17 protein-coding genes are annotated in these 19328 nt (G+C 66.6%); 15 read left to right on the top strand and 2 right to left on the bottom strand.

Annotated features, from left to right (window positions below):
• The 11 genes from infB to IE187_RS16875 form a co-directional block, all read left to right on the top strand.
• The coding region (gene infB, locus IE187_RS16925; RefSeq protein WP_189677187.1) for a translation initiation factor IF-2 at positions 1–2336 on the top strand (2336 nt) is incomplete at its 5' end.
• A gap of 155 nt (positions 2337–2491) precedes the next feature.
• The gene (gene rbfA, locus IE187_RS16920) at positions 2492–2893 is read left to right on the top strand and encodes a 30S ribosome-binding factor RbfA (protein ID WP_189677186.1); all 402 of its coding nucleotides are present in this window, start codon (positions 2492–2494) and stop codon (positions 2891–2893) included.
• A 31-nt stretch (positions 2894–2924) separates the two neighbouring features.
• Positions 2925–3191, top strand: coding sequence for an AbrB/MazE/SpoVT family DNA-binding domain-containing protein (locus tag IE187_RS16915; RefSeq protein ID WP_189677185.1), 267 nt, complete (start codon positions 2925–2927; stop codon positions 3189–3191).
• Positions 3188–3580, top strand: coding sequence for a type II toxin-antitoxin system VapC family toxin (locus IE187_RS16910; RefSeq protein WP_229839461.1), 393 nt, complete (start codon positions 3188–3190; stop codon positions 3578–3580). Before IE187_RS16915 ends, IE187_RS16910 begins: the two co-directional genes overlap by 4 nt.
• On the top strand, positions 3580–4158 hold the full coding sequence (locus tag IE187_RS16905) for a thymidine kinase (protein ID WP_189677183.1): 579 nt from the start codon (positions 3580–3582) through the stop codon (positions 4156–4158). Before IE187_RS16910 ends, IE187_RS16905 begins: the two co-directional genes overlap by 1 nt.
• A 15-nt stretch (positions 4159–4173) precedes the next feature.
• On the top strand, positions 4174–4878 hold the full coding sequence (locus IE187_RS16900) for a site-2 protease family protein (protein WP_189677182.1): 705 nt from the start codon (positions 4174–4176) through the stop codon (positions 4876–4878).
• Complete coding sequence (gene truB / locus IE187_RS16895; RefSeq protein WP_229839460.1) at positions 4875–5876, top strand: tRNA pseudouridine(55) synthase TruB; 1002 nt, start codon at positions 4875–4877, stop codon at positions 5874–5876. Before IE187_RS16900 ends, truB begins: the two co-directional genes overlap by 4 nt.
• Before the next feature lie 20 nt (positions 5877–5896).
• Positions 5897–6166, top strand: coding sequence for a 30S ribosomal protein S15 (rpsO, locus tag IE187_RS16890; RefSeq protein WP_010183700.1), 270 nt, complete (start codon positions 5897–5899; stop codon positions 6164–6166).
• Positions 6167–6339: 173 nt separating this feature from the next.
• Positions 6340–8712, top strand: a complete 2373-nt coding sequence (gene pnp, locus IE187_RS16885) for a polyribonucleotide nucleotidyltransferase (RefSeq protein WP_189677181.1) — start codon at positions 6340–6342, stop codon at positions 8710–8712.
• Between the two features lie 142 nt (positions 8713–8854).
• Positions 8855–10606 (top strand): DUF885 domain-containing protein, encoded by a 1752-nt coding sequence (locus tag IE187_RS16880; RefSeq protein WP_189677180.1) that lies wholly within the window; start codon positions 8855–8857, stop codon positions 10604–10606.
• A gap of 52 nt (positions 10607–10658) precedes the next feature.
• Positions 10659–11876, top strand: a complete 1218-nt coding sequence (locus tag IE187_RS16875; protein ID WP_189677179.1) for a histidine-type phosphatase — start codon at positions 10659–10661, stop codon at positions 11874–11876.
• 123 nt (positions 11877–11999) lie between these two features.
• Here the strand turns inward: IE187_RS16875 and IE187_RS16870 are convergent, their stop codons facing one another.
• Together IE187_RS16870 and IE187_RS16865 are read right to left on the bottom strand one after the other, a co-directional pair.
• Positions 12000–12800: a MerR family transcriptional regulator gene (locus IE187_RS16870; RefSeq protein WP_189677178.1), complete on the bottom strand. Its 801-nt coding sequence runs from the start codon at positions 12798–12800 to the stop codon at positions 12000–12002.
• A gap of 71 nt (positions 12801–12871) precedes the next feature.
• A complete protein-coding gene (locus IE187_RS16865; protein WP_189677177.1) occupies positions 12872–13714 on the bottom strand; it encodes an oxidoreductase in 843 nt (280 codons plus the stop codon).
• A 190-nt stretch (positions 13715–13904) separates the two neighbouring features.
• Here IE187_RS16865 and IE187_RS16860 point away from each other — a divergent pair, with 190 nt between their 5' ends.
• The 4 genes from IE187_RS16860 (at position 13905) to IE187_RS16845 (ending at position 19305) form a co-directional block, all read left to right on the top strand.
• Entirely contained in the window at positions 13905–14585 is a 681-nt protein-coding gene (locus IE187_RS16860; RefSeq protein ID WP_189677176.1) for a response regulator transcription factor, read from the top strand.
• A complete protein-coding gene (locus tag IE187_RS16855) occupies positions 14566–15909 on the top strand; it encodes a sensor histidine kinase (protein ID WP_189677175.1) in 1344 nt (447 codons plus the stop codon). Before IE187_RS16860 ends, IE187_RS16855 begins: the two co-directional genes overlap by 20 nt.
• Positions 15910–16102: 193 nt before the next feature.
• Positions 16103–18568, top strand: a complete 2466-nt coding sequence (locus IE187_RS16850; RefSeq protein ID WP_189677174.1) for a TonB-dependent receptor — start codon at positions 16103–16105, stop codon at positions 18566–18568.
• 23 nt (positions 18569–18591) lie between these two features.
• Positions 18592–19305 carry a phosphatase PAP2 family protein gene (locus IE187_RS16845; protein WP_189677173.1) on the top strand — a complete coding sequence of 238 codons (714 nt, stop codon included), beginning with the start codon at positions 18592–18594 and terminating at the stop codon, positions 19303–19305.
• Positions 19306–19328: the final 23 nt, after the last annotated feature.

Here is a 19328-nt window from a genome sequence, read left to right as displayed (position 1 = left end):
CGCAGCCGGCGCCCGAGCCTGTCGCGGCCCCGGTCGCCGAGGCTGCTGAGCCCGTCGCCGCACCGGCCGCGGCCGTCGAAGCCGCACCCGCGCCCGCCCCTGCGGCAGCTGCCCCGGTCGCTGCTCCGGCTGCGCCTGCGCCCGTCGCTGCTGCGCCGGCCCCTGCTCCCGCGCCAGCCGCACCGCCTGCCCCGGTGCTGCGTCCGCTGAGCCTCGAGCGCGATCCGTCGATGCCGGCGCCGCGCCTGTTCACGCCAGTGCCGCGTCCCGAGCGTCCGCGTCCGGCACCGCCTGCCCCGGCGCCCGAGCCTGCGCCTGCTGCCGCCACGCCTGCTGCAGGTGCTGCCGGTGCCGCCAAGCGTCCCGCCATCGGCGTCGCCGCGCCGGTTGCGCCGAACGAACCCGCGCGTCCCGGCCAGCGTGACCGCAAGGGCGACGAGCGTCGCGGCGGCAAGCTGACCGTCAACCGTGCGCTCGACGGCGGCGACGGCGCCCGCGCCCGTTCGCTCGCTGCGCTCAAGCGTGCGCGCGAAAAGGAACATCGCCGGATGGGCGGCCCGCGCGAAGTGCAGGCCAAGCAAGTCCGCGACGTCGTCGTGCCCGAAGCGATCACCGTCCAGGAACTCGCCAACCGCATGGCCGAGAAGGGCGCCGACCTCGTCAAGATGCTTTTCAAGATGGGCTCGCCCGTCACGATGACGCAGACGATCGACCAGGATACGGCCGAGCTGCTGGTGACCGAATTCGGCCACAACATCGTCCGCGTCAGCGATTCGGACATCGACATCGCGATCGAGACCGATGCCGATCCCGAGGACACGCTGCTGCCGCGTCCGCCGGTGGTCACGATCATGGGCCATGTCGATCACGGCAAGACCTCGCTGCTCGACGCTTTGCGCGGCACCGACGTCGTGCGCGGTGAGGCCGGTGGCATCACCCAGCATATCGGCGCCTATCAGGTCACGCTGAAGGACAAGTCGAAGGTCACCTTCCTCGACACGCCGGGCCACGAAGCCTTCACCGAAATGCGCCAGCGCGGCGCCAACGTGACCGACATCGTCGTGCTCGTTGTCGCGGCCGATGATGCGATCAAGCCGCAGACCGTCGAGGCGATCAACCATACCAAGGCCGCTGGCGTCCCGATGATCGTCGCGATCAACAAGGTCGACAAGCACGACGCCAATCCGCAGAAGGTCCGCGAGGCCCTGCTGCAGTATGAAGTCGTGGTCGAGGAAATGTCGGGCGACGTCCAGGACGTCGAAGTCTCGGCGCTCAAGAAGACCGGACTCGACGAGCTGATCGAGAAGATCCAGCTCCAGGCCGAACTGCTCGAGTTGAAGGCCAACCCGAACCGCGCGGCCGAAGGCACCGTGATCGAAGCCAAGCTCGACAAGGGCCGTGGTCCGGTCGCGACCGTGCTCGTCAACCGCGGCACGCTCAAGGTCGGCGACATCTTCGTCGTCGGTGCCGAGAGCGGCAAGGTCCGCGCGATGACCAACGACAAGGGCCAGCAGATCAAGGAAGCCGGCCCGTCGATGCCGGTCGAGGTCCTCGGTCTCTCGGGTGTCCCGCGGGCGGGCGATCCGCTGTCGGTGGTCGAGAACGAAGCGCGTGCGCGTGAAGTTGCCGAGTATCGCCAGAGCGTCATCACCTCGAAGCGCACCGGCGGTGGTCCGGCGAGCCTCGAGTCGATGTTCAGCGCGCTGAAGGAAAAGCAGGCGATCGAATATCCGCTGGTGGTCAAGGCCGACACGCAAGGGTCGGTCGAGGCCATCGTCGGCGCGATCAACAAGATCTCGACCGATCTCATCAAGGCGCGCGTGCTGCATTCGGGCGTCGGTGGCATCACCGAGAGCGACGTTACGCTCGCTGGAGCGTCGGGCGCGCCGATCATCGGCTTCAACGTTCGTCCGAACGCCAAGGCGCGCGAGATCGCCGAGCGTCACAAGGTTGCGTTCAAATATTATGACGTGATCTACGACCTCACCGACGAGATCCGCGCCGGCATGGCGGGCGAGCTCGGACCGGAAGCGTTCGAAACGGTCGTCGGCCGCGCCGAAATCCGCGAGGTCTTCTCGGCGGGCAAGCACGGCAAGGCCGCAGGTCTGCTGGTTACCGAGGGCAATATCCGCAAGGCGCTCAAGGCGCGTATCACCCGGGCGGATGTCATCATCTACCAGGGCGAGATCGCCTCGCTGCGCCGCTTCAAGGATGACGTTGCCGAAGTGCGAGCGGGTCTCGAGTGCGGCGTGACCTTCACGTCGAACTTCGTCGACATCAAGCCGGGCGACTTCCTCGAAACGTTCGAAGTCGAACTGCGCGAACGCACGCTGTAATCGTGTTCCCCTCTCCCGCTTTCGCGGGAGAGGTAGGGGCCTGCGCAGCGGGAGGGTGAGGGTTTTCTTCTTCCTCCTGCTCGTCACGCCTCGACGAAGAAGACCCTCACCCAACCCTCTCCCGCCAAGGCGGGCGAGGGCTTTAGGCTTTAGCGATGCGCCCCAACGAAACCGCCGAATCCCGCAACGTCCGCCTGCTCCGCGTCGGCGAGCAGATGCGCCACACGCTGAGCGAGATCCTCGCGCGCGGCGACGTCCATGACGAAACGCTCGCCAAGCATTCGGTGACGATCACCGAAGTCCGCATGTCGCCCGACTTGCGCCATGCCACGGTGTTCATGAAGCCGCTGCTCGGCCGCGACGAGGAAGCCGTGCTGAAGGCGCTGCGCACCAACACAGCCTACCTCCAGCGCGAGGTCGCCGCGCGCGTCCATATGAAATATGCCGCCAAGCTCAAGTTCCTCGCGGACGACAGCTTCGACGAAGGCAGCCACATCGACACATTGCTCCGCGATCCGAAGGTGGCGCGCGATCTTGAGCCCGATACCGACGATTGACAACCGTTTAGGTAAGACACATCTTACCACGATGAATGCGCAGACCAAAATTTCGTCGAAAGGCCAGGTCGTTATCCCGAAGGATATTCGCGACTCGCTCCAGCTCAAAGCGGGCGAGACGCTGAATGTGTCGCGGCAGGGACGTCGTATCGTGCTCGAGGTTGCGGAGCCCGAGCGCGAACGGATCAGTTACGAGGAATTTCGGCGACGCGTTCCCTCCTATGTCGGGCCAGCGGTATCGATCGAAGACATGAACCGGGCAGTCGACCGGATGTTCGCGGAGCGCCACAGACCTTGAAGGCGATCGATAGCAATATCGCCTTGCGCGTGATCACCAACGACGATCCCGTTCAAACGCCAATCGCCGTGGCGTTGATCGCAAGCGAGCCAGTATTCGTGTCGCTCACGGTCGCGATGGAAATCGAATGGGTGCTGCGGAGTGCGTATCGCTGGACGACCGACGCGATTGCCAACGCGCTCACAGCTTTTGCCGCGCTCGACAATGTGCATGTCGAGGAAGCAGGGTGGCTCGGCTGGGCGATTCATCGTTTGCGCGACGGCGCCGATTTCGACGACATGATACACCTCATCGCCGCTCGCGATTTTGACGGGTTCATATCGTTCGAACGTAAACTCAAAACTCAGGCCGGGCCCGACAGCCCGGTCCCCATCGATCGTCTCTCCTGATGGCCAAGCTCTATTTCTACTATGCCTCGATGAACGCGGGCAAATCGACCAACCTGCTGCAGGCCGATTTCAACTATCGCGAACGCGGGATGCGCACGGTGCTGCTCACCGCAGGCGTAGACGATCGTTTTGCCGCAGGGACGATCACCTCGCGGATCGGGCTCGCCGCCGATGCGATTGCGTTCGATCGCGACACCGATCTCATCGCGGTCGTGACGCGCGAGGGCGAGGCTCCGCCCGCCTGCGTGCTGGTCGACGAAGCGCAATTCCTCACCGCCACCCAGGTCGATCAGCTTGCTACCCTTGCGGACTTCCACGGCATTCCCGTGCTCGCCTACGGGCTGCGCACAGACTTCCTCGGCGCCTTGTTCGAGGGTTCGGCACGACTGCTGGCGATCGCCGACTCGCTGATCGAGATCAAATCGGTCTGCGCGTGCGGGCGCAAGGCAACGATGAACCTGCGCGTCGATCCCACCGGCCGCGCGGTCGCGGCGGGGGCGCAGACCGAGATTGGCGGCAACGATCTGTACATTGCGCTGTGTCGTCGCCATTTCAGCGAAGCGCTTGCCGCCGCCTGACCCGAACGGACCCCGATGACCAATCCCGACCTGCCCTACACCATCGCGGTGTGGCTCATCCCGCTCGTGATCGCGATCGTGTTCCACGAGGTCGCGCACGGCTATGTCGCGCGGATCTTCGGCGACCATACCGCCGAGCGGATGGGGCGGCTGACGCTCAACCCGATCAAACATGTCGATCCGATCGGCACGGTCGTGCTGCCGATGATTCTGGCGATCGCACACGCGCCGATCTTCGGCTGGGCCAAGCCTGTGCCAGTGATCGCGTCGCAGATGCGCAACCCGCGGCGTGATATGATGCTGGTCGCGCTCGCGGGGCCGGCGACCAACTTCGTGCTGGCGACGCTGACCGCGCTGGGGCTGGCGGCGTTCGTCGGGCTCGCCGGCGGCGTTCCGGCCGAGGGCGCACCGCATACGGCGGTCGGCTTCGCGTTCGACGTGCTCTACAGCTTCCTGCTGATCAACGTGTTCCTGGGCGTCTTCAACCTGATCCCGCTGCCACCGTTCGATGGCGGGCATGTCGTGCAGGGCCTGCTGCCGCGCGCCGCGGCGATCCAGTACGCCAAGCTCGCGCGCTTCGGGCTGCCGCTGCTGCTGATCCTGCTGTTCGTGCTGCCGATGATCAGCCCGCAGCTCGACATCATCCGCCGTGTGATCGGACCAATCGCCAACGCCGTGGCGGATGTTTTCCTGCGGATCGCGCAGCTCGGCGGGGTGTGAGCGGCGTGCATGGCTGGCTGATTCTCGACAAGCCGCTCGGGCTGGGCTCGACGCAAGCGGTATCCGCAGTCAAGCGCGCGCTGCGGGCGTCGGGCTACGATGTCAGCAAGCGCGGCATCAAGGTCGGGCATGGCGGGACGCTCGATCCGCTGGCCACCGGCGTGCTGCCGATCGCGCTCGGCGAGGCGACCAAGCTGGCCGGGCGGATGCTCGACAGCGACAAGGTGTATGATTTTACCGTGACGTTCGGGGCGGAGACCGACACGCTCGACCTCGAGGGCAAGGTGATTGCCGAGAGCGCGGTGCGGCCGACGCTGGCGCAGGTCGAGGCTGTTTTGCCGCGCTTCACCGGGCCGATCGAACAGGTGCCGCCGGCTTACTCTGCGCTGAAGGTGGATGGGGAGCGGGCCTATGATCTTGCGCGCGCTGGCGAGGCGGTGGTGCTGGCGAGCCGGTCTGTGACGATCCATTCGCTCGTCTGCGTTCGAGAAGATGGCCCTCACCCAACCCTCTCCCGCGAAGGCGGGAGAGGGCTTTCCGCTCCCTCTCCTTCTCCCGCCTTCGCGGGAGAAGGTCGGGATGAGGGCCTTCGTCTTGACCACATCACCCTCACTGCCCACGTCTCCAAGGGCACCTACATCCGCTCCCTCGCCCGCGACATCGCGCTTGCCCTAAACACCGTCGGCCACGTCACCATGCTGCGCCGCACCAAGGCCGGCCCGTTCACCCTCGAAAACGCGATATCGCTGGACAAACTGGCCGAACTCGGGCAGGCGCGCGCCCTTGAAGACAAACTCCTGCCATTGAGGGCGGGGCTGGACGACATCCCGGCTCTCTCCCTCTCCCCCGATCAGGCAGGGCTGCTCCGTCAGGGGCGGGTGTTGATCGGGATCGCCGCCGACGATGGCTCCTACTTCGCGACATCGGAAGAAATTCCCGTCGCTCTGGTGGAAGTCGAGAACCGCGAGGTTCGCGTCGTTCGCGGTTTCAATCTCTGAATGATGTCGAAGGAAGAAACATGACGATCACTGCAGAGCGCAAGGACGCGCTCGTCAAGGAACATGGCCGCGTCGAAGGCGACACCGGCAGCCCCGAAGTCCAGGTCGCGATCCTCACCGAGCGCATCCGCAACCTGACCGAGCACTTCAAGGGCCACAAGAAGGACAACCATTCGCGCCGCGGGCTGCTGATGATGGTCAACAAGCGGCGCACGCTGCTCGACTATCTTCGCCACAAGGACGGGGCGCGGTATACCGCCCTCATCGCGAAGCTCGGGTTGCGCAAGTAACTCAGGACCTCACGGAACGGCGCCCTCGGGCGCCGTTTCTACATCCAACCCCTTTCGCCATTCCGCAATTCGGCGGTTTGGCCGGGAGCCACGAAAGGCTCCGAACCGCGCGGACCGGCTAGTCCGCACATAGGCCCCACTGGCATCCGGCCAGTGGTGTTGAAGGAAACGATATGTTCGATACCAAGACCGTAACCACCCAATGGGGTGGCAAGACGCTGACGCTGGAAACCGGCCGCGTCGCGCGCCAGGCAGACGGCGCCGTGATGGCGACGCTCGGCGAGACCGTGGTGCTCTGCGCCGTGACCGCCGCCAAGGGCGTGAAGGAAGGCCAGGACTTCTTCCCGCTGACCGTCCATTACCAGGAAAAGTATTCGGCTGCCGGCCGCATCCCCGGTGGCTTCTTCAAGCGTGAGCGCGGCGCGACCGAAAAGGAAACGCTGACCAGCCGCCTGATCGACCGCCCGATCCGCCCGTTGTTCCCCGAAGGGTTCTACAACGAGATCAACGTGATCTGCCAGGTCCTGTCGTATGACGGCGAGAACGAGCCCGACGTGCTCGCGATGGTCGCTGCATCGGCTGCCCTCACCATCTCGGGCGTGCCCTTCATGGGCCCGATCGGCGCAGCGCGTGTCGGCTATATCGATGGCGAATACATCCTCAACCCGACCGTCGAGCAGACCAAGTCGGGCGAGCTCGACCTCGTCGTCGCCGCAACCGGCGCCGCCGTGATGATGGTCGAATCCGAAGCCAAGGAGCTTTCGGAAGAGGTCATGCTCGGCGCCGTCCAGTTCGCGCACAAGGCGTGCCGCGAAGCGGCGAACCTGATCATCGATCTTGCCGAGCAGGCTGCCAAGGATCCGTGGGAAATGGCCGCCCAGGCCGATCTCACCGCCGCCAAGGACAAGCTGCGCAAGCTCGTCGGCAAGGACATTGCCGCTGCCTACAAGGTGACCGACAAGGGCCAGCGCTCGCATCTGCTGTACGAAGTCCGCGCCAAGGCCCGCGAAGCCTTTGCCGATGCCGCGCCGCAGGACCAGATGGCGGCCGGCAAGCTCGTCAAGAAGCTCGAGGGCGAGATCGTCCGCGGTGCGATCCTCAAGGACGGCACGCGCATCGACGGTCGTACCACCACGCAGATCCGTCCGATCGAGGCGATGGTGCACTTCCTGCCGCGCGCGCATGGTTCGGCGCTGTTCACGCGTGGCGAGACGCAGTCGATCTGCACCACCACGCTCGGCACCAAGGACGCCGAGCAGATGATCGACGGCCTGACCGGCCTGTCGTACGAGAACTTCATGCTGCACTACAACTTCCCGCCCTACTCGGTCGGTGAAGTCGGCCGCTTCGGTGCGCCGGGCCGTCGTGAAGTCGGCCACGGCAAGCTCGCCTGGCGCGCGCTGCACCCGGTGCTGCCGTCGAAGGACGAGTTCCCGTACACGATCCGCGTCCTGTCGGACATCACCGAGTCGAACGGCTCGTCTTCGATGGCGACGGTCTGCGGCGGTTCGCTGTCGATGATGGACGCCGGCGTGCCGCTCAAGCGCCCGGTCTCGGGCATCGCGATGGGCCTGATCCTCGAGGGCAAGGACTTTGCGGTTCTCTCGGACATCCTCGGCGACGAGGATCACCTCGGCGACATGGACTTCAAGGTCGCAGGCACCGAAGCCGGCATCACCACGATGCAGATGGACATCAAGATCGCCGGGATCACCGAAGAGATCATGCGTGTCGCTCTGGCGCAGGCCAAGGAAGGCCGCGCGCACATCCTCGGCGAAATGGCCAAGGCGCTCGACCACACGCGTGAAGAACTCTCGGCGCACGCACCGCGCATCGAGACCTTCACGATCGACAAGACCAAGATCCGTGACGTCATCGGCACGGGCGGCAAGGTCATTCGCGAGATCGTCGCGACGACCGGCGCCAAGGTCGACATCGACGACGAGGGCGTGATCAAGGTGTCGTCGTCCGACACCGCGCAGATCGAAGCCGCGATCAAGTGGATCAAGGGCATCGTCGAGGAAGCCGAAGTCGGCAAGGTCTATGACGGCAAGGTCGTCAACCTGGTGGACTTCGGTGCGTTCGTGAACTTCATGGGCGGCAAGGACGGCCTCGTCCACGTCTCCGAAATCAAGAACGAGCGCGTCGAGAAGGTCTCGGATGTTCTTTCCGAGGGTCAAGAAGTGAAGGTCAAGGTTCTCGAGATCGACCCGCGCGGCAAGGTTCGCCTGTCGATGCGCGTCGTCGACCAGGAGACCGGTGCCGAGCTCGAAGACACGCGCCCAGCGCGCGAGCCGCGCGAAGGCGGCGACCGTGGTGCGCGTCCGCCGCGTCGTGATGGCGACGGTGGTCGTGGTCCCGGCGGCGGTGATCGTGGTCCGCGCGGCGGTGGCGGCGAAGGCCGTGGCCCGCGTCGTGACGGCGACGGTGGCCGTGGTCCCCGCCGCGATGGCGGCGGTGCACGCCCCGAGCGCGCCGCTGGCGGAAACGAGGACGGCCCTGCGCCCGAGTTCGCTCCGGCGTTCCTGACCGGCGATCGCGACTAACACCCTGGCCGCAAGGCTAGGGTGAGAGAGGGGCTCGGAGCGATCCGGGCCCCTTTTTCGTGCGCGCTCGAACTGCGTAGAAACCAGCTCTTATCGGCTGCCGAAACTTCGCCTAGGCTTGCCCCACCATAAGGGGGATTCCATGCGTCGTTTCGTTCTCGCAGCCTTGCTCGCCACCGTCGCCGCGCCCGCGGTTGCCGCACCCGCCGACGATCTCCACCGCGTCATCGCCGATCACTGGGCGTGGTTCCTCAAATCGAACCCGGTCTATGCGACCTCGCTCGGCGTCCACGCCTATGACGACCGGCTCGGCGATTTCAGCCTGGCCGAGCTCGACCGCCAGGCGGCGCAGGCGGCGCTGTTCATCAAGCGGCTCGATGCGATCCCGGCGGCCAAGCTGACCGACGAGGACCGCACCAACAAGGCGATCCTGCGCCGCATCCTGTCCGAACAAATCGAGGCGAACGGTTTCGGCGAGCGGATGATCACCTTCACCACGCTCGGCAGCTGGTACCAGAGCTTTGCCGGGCTCGCCGACACGGTGCCGGTTCGCACGCGCGCCGATTTCAAGAGCTACCTCATCCGGCTCGCGCAATTCCCCGGTGCCAATGCGCAGCAACTCGAGATCACGCGGCAAGCCGTCGCAGGCGGCTATGTTCAGCCGTGCGCCGCGCTGAACGGCTTCGAGACGACGATCTCCGGCGTGATCACCGCCAAACCCGAAGACTCGCGCTTCTACGCGCCGTTCAAGGGCAACCGCCCGGCGGGGATGAGCGACACCGAATGGGCCGACTGGCAGAGCCGCGCGCGCGTGCTGATCACCGACACGATCAACCCCGAATATCGCAAGATCGCCGACTATTATCGCAGCGCCTATCTCCCCAAATGCCGCGTCAGCGTCGGCGCCGCGGCGCTGCCCGAGGGCGCGAAATACTACGCTTTTCAGGTACGCCAGCAGACCACGACCGATCTGACGCCGGCGCAGATCCACGATATCGGCCTGTCGGAGGTAAAGCGCATCAAGACCGCGATGGAAGCGCTCGCCAAGAAGGCCGGTTTTGCCAGCCGCGAGGCGTTCATCCAGGAACTCCGCACCAACCCGAAATATTACGCCAAGAGCGAGACCGAGCTGATGAGCGCCGCCGCGTTGCAGGCCAAGGCGAACGACGGCAATATGCCCAAGCTGTTCGGCACGCTCCCGCGCCTGCCCTACGGCGTGCGCGCGATCCCGGCCGAAACCGCGCCGAGCAGCCCGACCGCCTATTACATGCCGGGGTCGCCCAAGGTCGGCATTTCGGGAACGTTCTACGTCAACACATCGAAGCTCGACCAGCGCCCGCTCTATGAGCTGCCCGCGCTGGTGAGCCATGAGGCGGTGCCGGGGCATCACAACCAGATTGCGCTGCAGCAGGAAATGAGCCTGCCCGACTTCCGCAAATACGACACCAATTTCACCGCCTTCGTCGAAGGCTGGGGGCTCTATTCGGAGCATCTCGGGATCGAGCTCGGCATTTATGACACGCCCGAGAAGGACATGGGGCGGCTGTCGTACGAAATGTGGCGCGCGTGTCGGCTGGTGGTCGATACCGGGCTGCACGCGCAAGGGTGGACCAAGGACCAGGCCCTCGCCTTCATGAAGGCCAACACCGCGCTGACCGACGCCAATATCGAGGCCGAGGTCAATCGCTACATCACCAATCCGGGGCAGGCGCTGGCCTACAAGCTCGGCGAATTGAAGATCCTCGCACTGCGCCAGCGCGCCGAGACCAAGCTCGGCGCAAAGTTCGACGTGCGGCGCTTCCACGATGCGGTGCTCGAACATGGCGCGGTGCCGCTCGACTTGCTCGACATGCAGATCGACGCCTGGATCGCGCGCGAGCAACGCGCCGCCTGACGCCGCACGGCTGTCATACAAAGCGGGCAAGGCGGGGCGAAGGAGACAGACCATGAAGACCCCGCTGCGGCTTGCCGCGCTCGCGCTTGCCGTGACAGCGCTCGGTGGCGCTGCGCCCGCGCCGAATGCCCCGGCCGGCCTAAAGGTCGATCGCGTCGTGCTGCTGATGCGCCACGGCATCCGCCCGCCGACCAAGGCGCCGCCGATGCCGCACGGTGTCGCCGCCGACGTGTGGCCGAGCTGGCCGGTCGCGCCCGGCTGGTTGACCCCGCACGGTGCCGCCGCGGTGGTGGCGGTCGCGGGCGCGGACAGGGCAAGCTTTGCCGCGAGCGGACTGATGCCCGCGACGGCGTGCCCGACGCGCGTCGCATTGCTCGCCGACAGCGACCAGCGCACGATCGCGACTGCGCAGAGCTACGCAACGGGGCTCGCACCCGGCTGCGCGATCGCGATCGAGCATCGCGCGCAGGACGAGGCCGATCCGCTGTTCAACCAGATCGCCGACGGCCACGCCCCGCTCGACCCCGCGCGCGCCGCCGCTGCGGTCGATGCAGCGGTCGGGCCGGGCGGGATCGCGACGGTCGAGCGGAGCGTGGCGCCTTTGCTCGCGCGGCTCGATCGCATCCTGTGCGGGGCGGCGAAGACAGAGTGCGGCGTGGCGCGCGAGCCCTCGACGCTCACCCCCGCCACCGCAACGACGCGCCCCAAGCTCGGCGGCGCGCTCGACCGCGCCTCGACCGCGGCGCAGATCCTGCTGCTCGAATATGCCGAGGGGAAGCCCGTGGCGGAGGTCGGCTGGGGCCGCGCCACCGCCGCCGATGTTACCGCGCTCGGTGCCTTCCATGCGCTCGAGTTCCGTCTGCTCGCGCGCCCGCCCTACATCGCGGCGCGCAACATGGCGGGGCTGAGCCCGCGGATCGTCGGCTGGCTCTTGGACGACGCACCAACCGCACCGACGATCGCGATGATCGCGGGGCACGACACGCAAGTCGCCAACCTCGCCGGGCTGCTCGATTTGCATTGGCGCGTGCCGGGCATCGCCGCCGACGATCCCGTTCCGGGTGGCGCGATCGTGCTCGAGCGGCTGAGCGACGCGAGCGGACAGCATTACATCCGCGCCGTGTACCGCGCGCAGTCGCTCGCCGAGCTGCGCGCCGGCACCGCGCGGGCCCCGTACCGCGCGGTGTTGCCGATTGCAGGCTGCACCGCGCGGGGTGTGGTCGGCCTGTGTACGCTGGCGGCGTTCAGCGCGAAGCTCGCGGGACGCTGAAGCCGTTCTCCCAGTTCGCCCCTCTCGGTCACCCCGGCCTCGTGCCGGGGTCCACCGTGCCGCGCGTCCTGCGGGCGCAGCGTACCCGTCACGGTGGGCCCCGGGACGAGCCCGGGGTGACGGTTAGGAGGGACAGGAGCGACCGTGCCCGTCCGCCGCCTTGCGCGCCAGCATCGCTTGCTGGATGAAACCGAACACGACGGCGTCGAAGCCGGGATCGGCCTCGTGCTGCCATTCGTCCATCCGCTGGTACATCGCATTTACCCCCGACCGCATCGCGGGCGTCGCGACCGCTTCGAACGGCGCGAGCAACGCCTGCCACTCGTCGAGAAAGCGCTGCGCCGCATCGCTCTCGGGCGCGAGCGGCAGCGCCGCCTTGATCCGCCCGCCGAGATCGGCCCATTGCGCGGCATAGGCGGTCGGATCGTATTCGCGCGGCATCGCGCGCGCCGTTTCGGCAAACGCGGCTTTCTCCTCGGGCGTGAAGAAGCGGTCGGTCACCAAATCCCATTGATCGTGCGTCATCACTCGGTCTCCGTGCTGGATCAGCGAGCAGAAGGTCGCGACATCGATGGGCTCGCTACGCTCGATGCGGGACTGGACGGTGAGCAGCAGCGCGCGCGCCGCGGCAATGTCGTCGGCTTGCGCCGAGAGCGCGGCGAGTTGCGCCGCGACGATCCGCGCGAGCGAAACGGGCCCGTCGCGAGTGAAGCGCTCGATTTGCGCGAGCGTCAGCCCGGCGCGCTTGAGCGTCACGATCTGATGAACGCGCTCGAGCTCCGCGGGACCATAGAATCGCCGTCCCGATGCCGAGCGGAGCGGCCGTACCAGTCCGCGCGCTTCATAAAAGCGCAGCGCGCGTGTCGTCAGGCCGGTGCGGCGGGCGACGTCGCTGATGTCGAGCGTGAGGGGCAAATCGGGCATGACGACGCTATGCCGCTTGACGCTGCGTCAACCGCAAGCGGTTTTTTCGCAGCGCCCGTATTCGATCCCGGTCAGCTCGGAAAATCGGTCCCGATGCTCGTCGCTTCCGCTGCCTCGATTTCGGCGAGCGTTTCGCGCAGCTTCTTGGACACCGCGTCATAGCCCCATTTGCCGAGCACGAGATGGCGCGGCGGATCGGCCTGTTCGGTGAGCGCGATCATCGCGGTCGCCGCGCGTGCGGGATCGCCGGCCTGGCTGCCGCTGCCCTCGGACGTCCCGGCCAGCCGCTTGCCCGCAGTTTCGGCATAGGCGTCGATCGCGACCGGCGTCTGCTTGAGCGAGCGCCCGGCCCAGTCGGTGCGAAACGGCCCGGGCTCGACGCACGTCACCTTGATGCCGATCGGCGCGCCCTCGGCGCGCAAAGCGTCGGAGAAGCCTTCGACCGCGTGCTTGCTCGCGGCGTAATAGCCCGAGCCCGGGAAGCCGGCGAACCCGGCGACCGAGCTCAGATTGATGACATGGCCAGACTTCCGCTCGCGCATTCCAGGAAGGACGGCGCGGGTCAGCGCGAACAGGCCGAAGACGTTGGCCTCGAACTGCGCGCGAATCTCGGCATCGTCGCCTTCCTCGATCGACGCCTGATAGCCATAGCCGGCATTGTTCACGAGCACGTCGATCGCACCGAAGCGCTCGGTCGCGGCCTTGGCCGCCGCCGCGATCTGCCCGGCATCGGCCATGTCGAGCGCCAGCGCGAGCACGCGGTCCTCGGCACCCTCCGCCAGATCGGCCACGCGCGCGGCGTCGCGCGCGGTCGCGACGAGCCGCCAGCCGCGCGCGAGAACTTGCTGCGCAAGCTCGCGACCGAAGCCGGTCGAGCAGCCGGTGACGAACCAGACGGGGGTATCGGAGGCCATGCGCAATTCCTTGATCGGGGTCGGCGGGATCGGCGCGCGCGTATCACGCGCTCCGCGCTCGGTCTGGTCAAGACGCCTGACGCGGCGAAGCGATCCCGGCGCGTCACCTGCGGGTCGGGCGGACCGACCGTCACGAAGGTTTCACACTTGCGGCGGATGGCGGTGCTTTCCTCTGTCCAAGGTAACAACGGTGGCGACGGTCCTGGTGGTCGAGGACGATCCCAAATCGGCGGACGCGATCTGCGCGATCCTCGCCGAGGAAGGGCTGCGCGTGACGACGGTGCAAGACGGCGCCGCGGCGTTCCTTCAGGCGAAGGACCAGGATTTCGACGCGATCGTGCTCGACCGGATGCTGCCCGGCGGGATCGACGGGGTCGGCGTGCTCGACATGTTGCGCAAGGCCGGCATTCGCACCCCGGTGCTGATCCTCAGCGCACTTTCGGCCTTGGAGGAGCGCGTGCGGGGCTTGCGCGCCGGGGGCGACGATTATCTCGCCAAGCCGTTCGAGCCGCTCGAGCTCGCCGCGCGCGTGATGGCGCTGATCCGCCGGCGCGTGGCGGAGACCTCGTCGATCAGCCTCGAGCAGGGGCGCGTGCGGATCGACTTGATCGCGCGCGAGGCGTGGGTCGACGGCCAGAAGATCGAACTGCAGGCGCGCGAGCTGCAATTGCTCGAATATCTCGTGCGGCATCACGATCGGCCCGTCAGCCGCGCGATGATCTTCGAGGACGTGTGGGGCTATCGCTACGATCAGCGCACCAACGTCATCGACGTCCATGTCACGCGGCTGCGGCGCAAGATCGAGCGCGGCGACCTGCCGCCGCTGATCGAGACCGTCAGGGGGACCGGCTATGTCTTTCGCAGCGCTTGAACGCTGGCGCCGCAGTTCGAGCGTCCGCGTCGCGATCCTCTTCCTGCTGCTGTTCGGTGCGGCGGCGACCAGCCTGCTCGGCTTCGTGCATGATCGCGCGATCGCGCATTTCAATGCGCAGACCGACGAGTGGCTCGCGCGCGAAATCGTGCGGATGCAGACGCAGACCGATCGCGCCGGGGCGATCGAACGCGTCGCGCGGCACAACCGCTCGGACGTTCATCATCTGCGCCCGTTCGGCCTGTTCGATCCGAGCGGACGCTGGCTCGCCGGCGCGCCGCGCGCGCTCCCCGTCGGGCATCCCGACGAGCTGCCGTTCGACCTGACCAGCGTGACGCCGCGCGGCGAAGTCGATCTTCGCGCGATGACGCTCCGGCTGGCCACCGGCGATCGCTTCCTCGTCGCGCAGGACCTGCAGGAATCGCGCGCCTTCGCCGCAGAAATGGTGTCGGCGATCGTGTGGGGCGGCCTCACATTGCTCGTGCTCGGGCTGTCGGGCTCGGTGCTGCTCGCCGTCTCGCAGGAACGGCGGATCCGCCAGCTGACGCAGTCGCTGCACGCGATCATGGCGGGGCGGCTCGATGCGCGCCTCGCGCCCTCGAAACGCCGCGACGAACTCGACGCGCTCGCGTGCGAGGTCAATCGCATGCTCGACGAGGTCCAGCGGCTGATGCTCGAAGTGAAGGCGGCGGGCGACAATATCGCGCACGACATGCGCACACCGCTGACGCGGCTGCTCGCGCGGTTGCGCCAGGCCGATGCCGGCAACGCCAGCCCCGTGGTCATGGCCGCGGCGATCGGCGACGCGGTCGAGGAAGTGACCGGGATGATCGCGATGTTCAACGCGTTGCTGCGCATCTCGGAAATGAACGAGGGCGCGCGCCGCGAGGGCTTCCGCATGCTCGATCTCGCGCAAGTGGTGACCGATGCGACCGACTTCCACGAAGTCGCCGCGATCGAGCGCGGAGTCCGCATCCGCCGTGAGATGCCCGCCACGGTCGCGTTCGAGGGCGATGCCGATCTGCTGTTCGAGGCGGTCGGCAATCTGGTCGACAATGCGATAAAGTATACGCCGGCGGGCGGCGAGATCGTCATCGGGCTCGCGGCGGGGCCGGTGCTGACCGTCGCCGACAACGGCCCCGGCATCCCGCCGGGCGAGCGCGACAAGGTCTGCGCGCGCTTCCACCGCGTCGAGGCGAGCCGCAGCCAGCCGGGGAACGGCCTTGGCCTCGCGCTGGTTTCGGCGATTGCGCAGGTCCATCGGCTCGAACTGCGGATCGGCGATGGCGCGCCCGGCTGCGTCGCCACGCTCGCCGCGGCGTGAGCGGCCCTGCATTAACTCGAATTTAGCATAGCGACTTGGGCGGGCCATCGAACCGCCACACGACCGTAACCGCGCCGGCCTAGAGGCGGGGTCAGCCAGCGGGGAAGCAACCGGGGTTCGCCCTGCGATGGCGGCCCGGCAGAAGCGCAACAATCGCCTGCAGCGTCTGGCCGATCTTATTGGGGAATTTTCGATGCGCGCGACTTTCCGACAGACCCTGCTCGCCGGGGTGGCCTTGTCCGTAACCTTGCCTGGCACCGCGATGGCGAACGATACGACCGCACCCGCCGTCGCGCCTGCGCCTGCCGCGCAAGCGACGCCGGGTAGCGAGCAGACCTCGACCAGCGCGAACAGCGCGGGGCAAGCGAACGACAAGCAGTCGCTGACCTCGGCCGACATCATCGTCACCGGGTCGAAGACCGCGCAAAGCGCGCCGATCACCGTCTCGCTGACGACCACGCAGCCACAAGCCGCAGTCAGCCGCGACTATATCGCCAACACCACCGCCACAGCCGATTTCAACGAGCTGATCGCGCTGACCCCGAGCGTGTCGATCTCGGGCGCGGGCAACGGCTATGGCCTGGGCGAGACCAAGGCAACGATCCGCGGCTTCCAGGACGGCGAATATAACGTCACCTACGATTCGATTCCCTTTGCCGACACCAACAACCCGACGCACCATTCGACCGCGTTCTTCCCGTCGAACACGATCGAGACGATTGTCGTCGATCGCGGCCCCGGCAATGCCAGCCAGCTCGGCCAGGCGACCTATGGCGGCAACATCAACATGTATTCGCGCGCCGCGAGCGACCAGCAGAGCGCGCAGGTCGAGGGCATCGTCGGCAACTGGAACACCTTCATCGGCCGCGCCGAATATCAGTCGGGCAGCATCGCGAAGCTCGGCGGCGCGCGGATCGTGCTGACCGGGCAGTATCTCCAGTCGGACGGGGCGCTGACCTATTCGCCGGTGGGTTCCAAAAACCTCTACGGCAAGATCGTCGCGCCGATCGGCAGCCACAACACGCTGACGATCATGAGCACGTGGAACCGCAACCATTATTACCAATCGGACGTGCTCAAGGGCGCGACCTGCGGGAGCGCACGCGTCGGCGCCAACGGTACGACCGCGCTCGGCGCCGACGGCCAGCCGCTGACACAGCTGACCGGCAATGATTGTGCGGTGAATTCCAACGTCGGGTTGTATGGCCGCAACTACGGGCTCGGCAACAATCCGAGCCTGCCCGACTATTGGAAATACAACCGCACCGACAAGACCACCGATTTCTCGTACGTTCGCCTGCAGAGCGATCTCGGGTCGGGCTTCTCGCTCGACAATCGCGGGTACATGTATGGCTACACCAACAACACGCTATCGGGGAACACCGGCTCGGTCATCAGCGGCTTCAGCGGCGCAGGCACCGCGGCCTCGCCCTACAAGACGGTGGCGGGTCCGCCGACCGACATCCTCGGCTATGACAAGCTCAACAAATATCGTGTCTTCGGCTATATCGGCCAGATCAATTACGACTTCGCGCTCGGCAAGATCCGTGTCGGCGGCTGGTACGAACACGCCGTCACCGATCGCCACCTGATCGACCTCGACCGCACCACCGGCGGCTTCAGCTTCAACGAGAAGTTCAACAACGGCAACGGCACCGCAGCGCAGCTTGCGCTGCCGCCGATCGCGCAGGCCAATCTCGCTTACGTCCAGCATTCGAGCTGGAACCAGTATCAGCTGTTCGGCGAGTTCGAGTTCCACCCGGTCGAAGGCCTGTCGATCACGCCGGGCGTGAAGTACGTCCATTTCGAGCGCGGCATCGCCGCCCCGGTCAACCAGAAGACGCGCCTGCCGCTCTACACCAGCCAGATCTGGACCAAGACGCTGCCGTTCGCGACGATCAACTATATGCCGACGAGCAACTGGTCGTTCTACGGCCAATATGCGCAAGGGATGTACGTCCCCGACCTGTCGAGCTTCTACTCGGCCTCGGGCACGCTCTCGACCGCGCTCGATGCGCTGAAGCCGCAGACCTCGACCAACTATCAGCTCGGCAGCGTGTGGCACGGCAACAAGGTCTCGGTCGACGTCGACGGCTACATCATCAACATCGACAACAAGATCGGCACGTGCACGACGACCGGATGCGACCAGACGCTGCTCGTCAATATCGGCAAGGTCCGCTACAAGGGCGTCGAGGGCTCGCTCAGCTACATGCCGGTCCGTGGTCTGACGCTGTTCGGCAACGGCTCGTACAACAAGGCGCTCAGCGTGACGAGCGGCGCACAGATCGCCAAGGCGCCCTTCTCGACCGCGGCGGGCGGCTTCATCTATCGCAATGCGGGCTTCCGCCTGTCGTTCGACCAGAAGTTCACCGGTCCCCAATATGCCAGCGAATATACCGGCAGCCCCGGCTATCGGCTGTATCGCATCCGCCCGTACAGCATCGGCGAATTCGCGATCAGCCAGGAATTCAAGGGCGGGTTGCGGCTCGGCGTCACGGTCAACAACGTGTTCAACAGCCGCGCGGTGACCGCGATCTCGACCAGCGCGAGCGGCGCGCCGGTCACGGGCGGCTTCCAGAGCGGTTACGGTCAGCTCGACCAGTTCAGCTATTTGCCGCCGCGCTCGTTCCTGGCTTCGGCCCGGATCAAGTTCTGATCGCTCCGGCCGAGGATATGACGATGCAGAAGCTTCTGGGTTCGACGCTGGCGGTGCTGGCGCTGGGGATGATCGGGTCGGCCGGAATGGCTGCCCCGCACGCCTTCCACTATCTCGCGGCACCCGATTTCGCGCCGAGTGCGGTGCTCCCCGCCCCGCCCGCGCCGGGATCGGTGCAGGAGCAGAGCGAACTCGCGCAGCTGCGCACGCTGATCGCGGCGGCACCGGTCGAACGGCTCGCGCGCGCGCGATTCGACGACGGCAACGAGACCCCGGCGCTGTTCGATCGCACGCTCGGCGTCGAGCTCGAGAAATACCCGCTGACTTGGGCGCTGCTGCGCGACGTGCAGGCGGAAGCCGAGGCGGCGGTCAGCTTGAGCAAGGCCTATTTCCACCGCACGCGGCCTTATGGGATCGACCCGACGCTGCCCAATTGCGCCAAGAAGCCGATCGGCAAGCCCGCCACTTCCTATCCGAGCGGCCACGCCATCCTCGGCTATTCGACGGGCTTCGTGCTCGCGCGGCTGATCAAGGGTCGCTCGTCAGAGATCTTTGATCGCGCCGCCGATTATGCGATGAGCCGCGAATTGTGCGGCGTCCATTTCGCAAGCGACCTCGATGCGAGCCACGCGCTCGGCACGCTCGTCGCGAGCGCGCTGCTGGCCAATCCCGCCTTTCGCGCGAAGTTCGAGGCCGCGCACGCCGAACTGCTCGCGGCGCACGTCGCCGGGGCCTGAGCGAAGCAGGCAGCGCGACTGCC

Origin of the sequence: Sphingomonas glacialis (assembly GCF_014653575.1) — a bacterium.
Taxonomy (GTDB): domain Bacteria; phylum Pseudomonadota; class Alphaproteobacteria; order Sphingomonadales; family Sphingomonadaceae; genus Sphingomonas; species Sphingomonas glacialis.
Note: the sequence above shows the minus strand (reverse complement) of the source record. Positions and strands in the feature narration are given on the sequence as shown.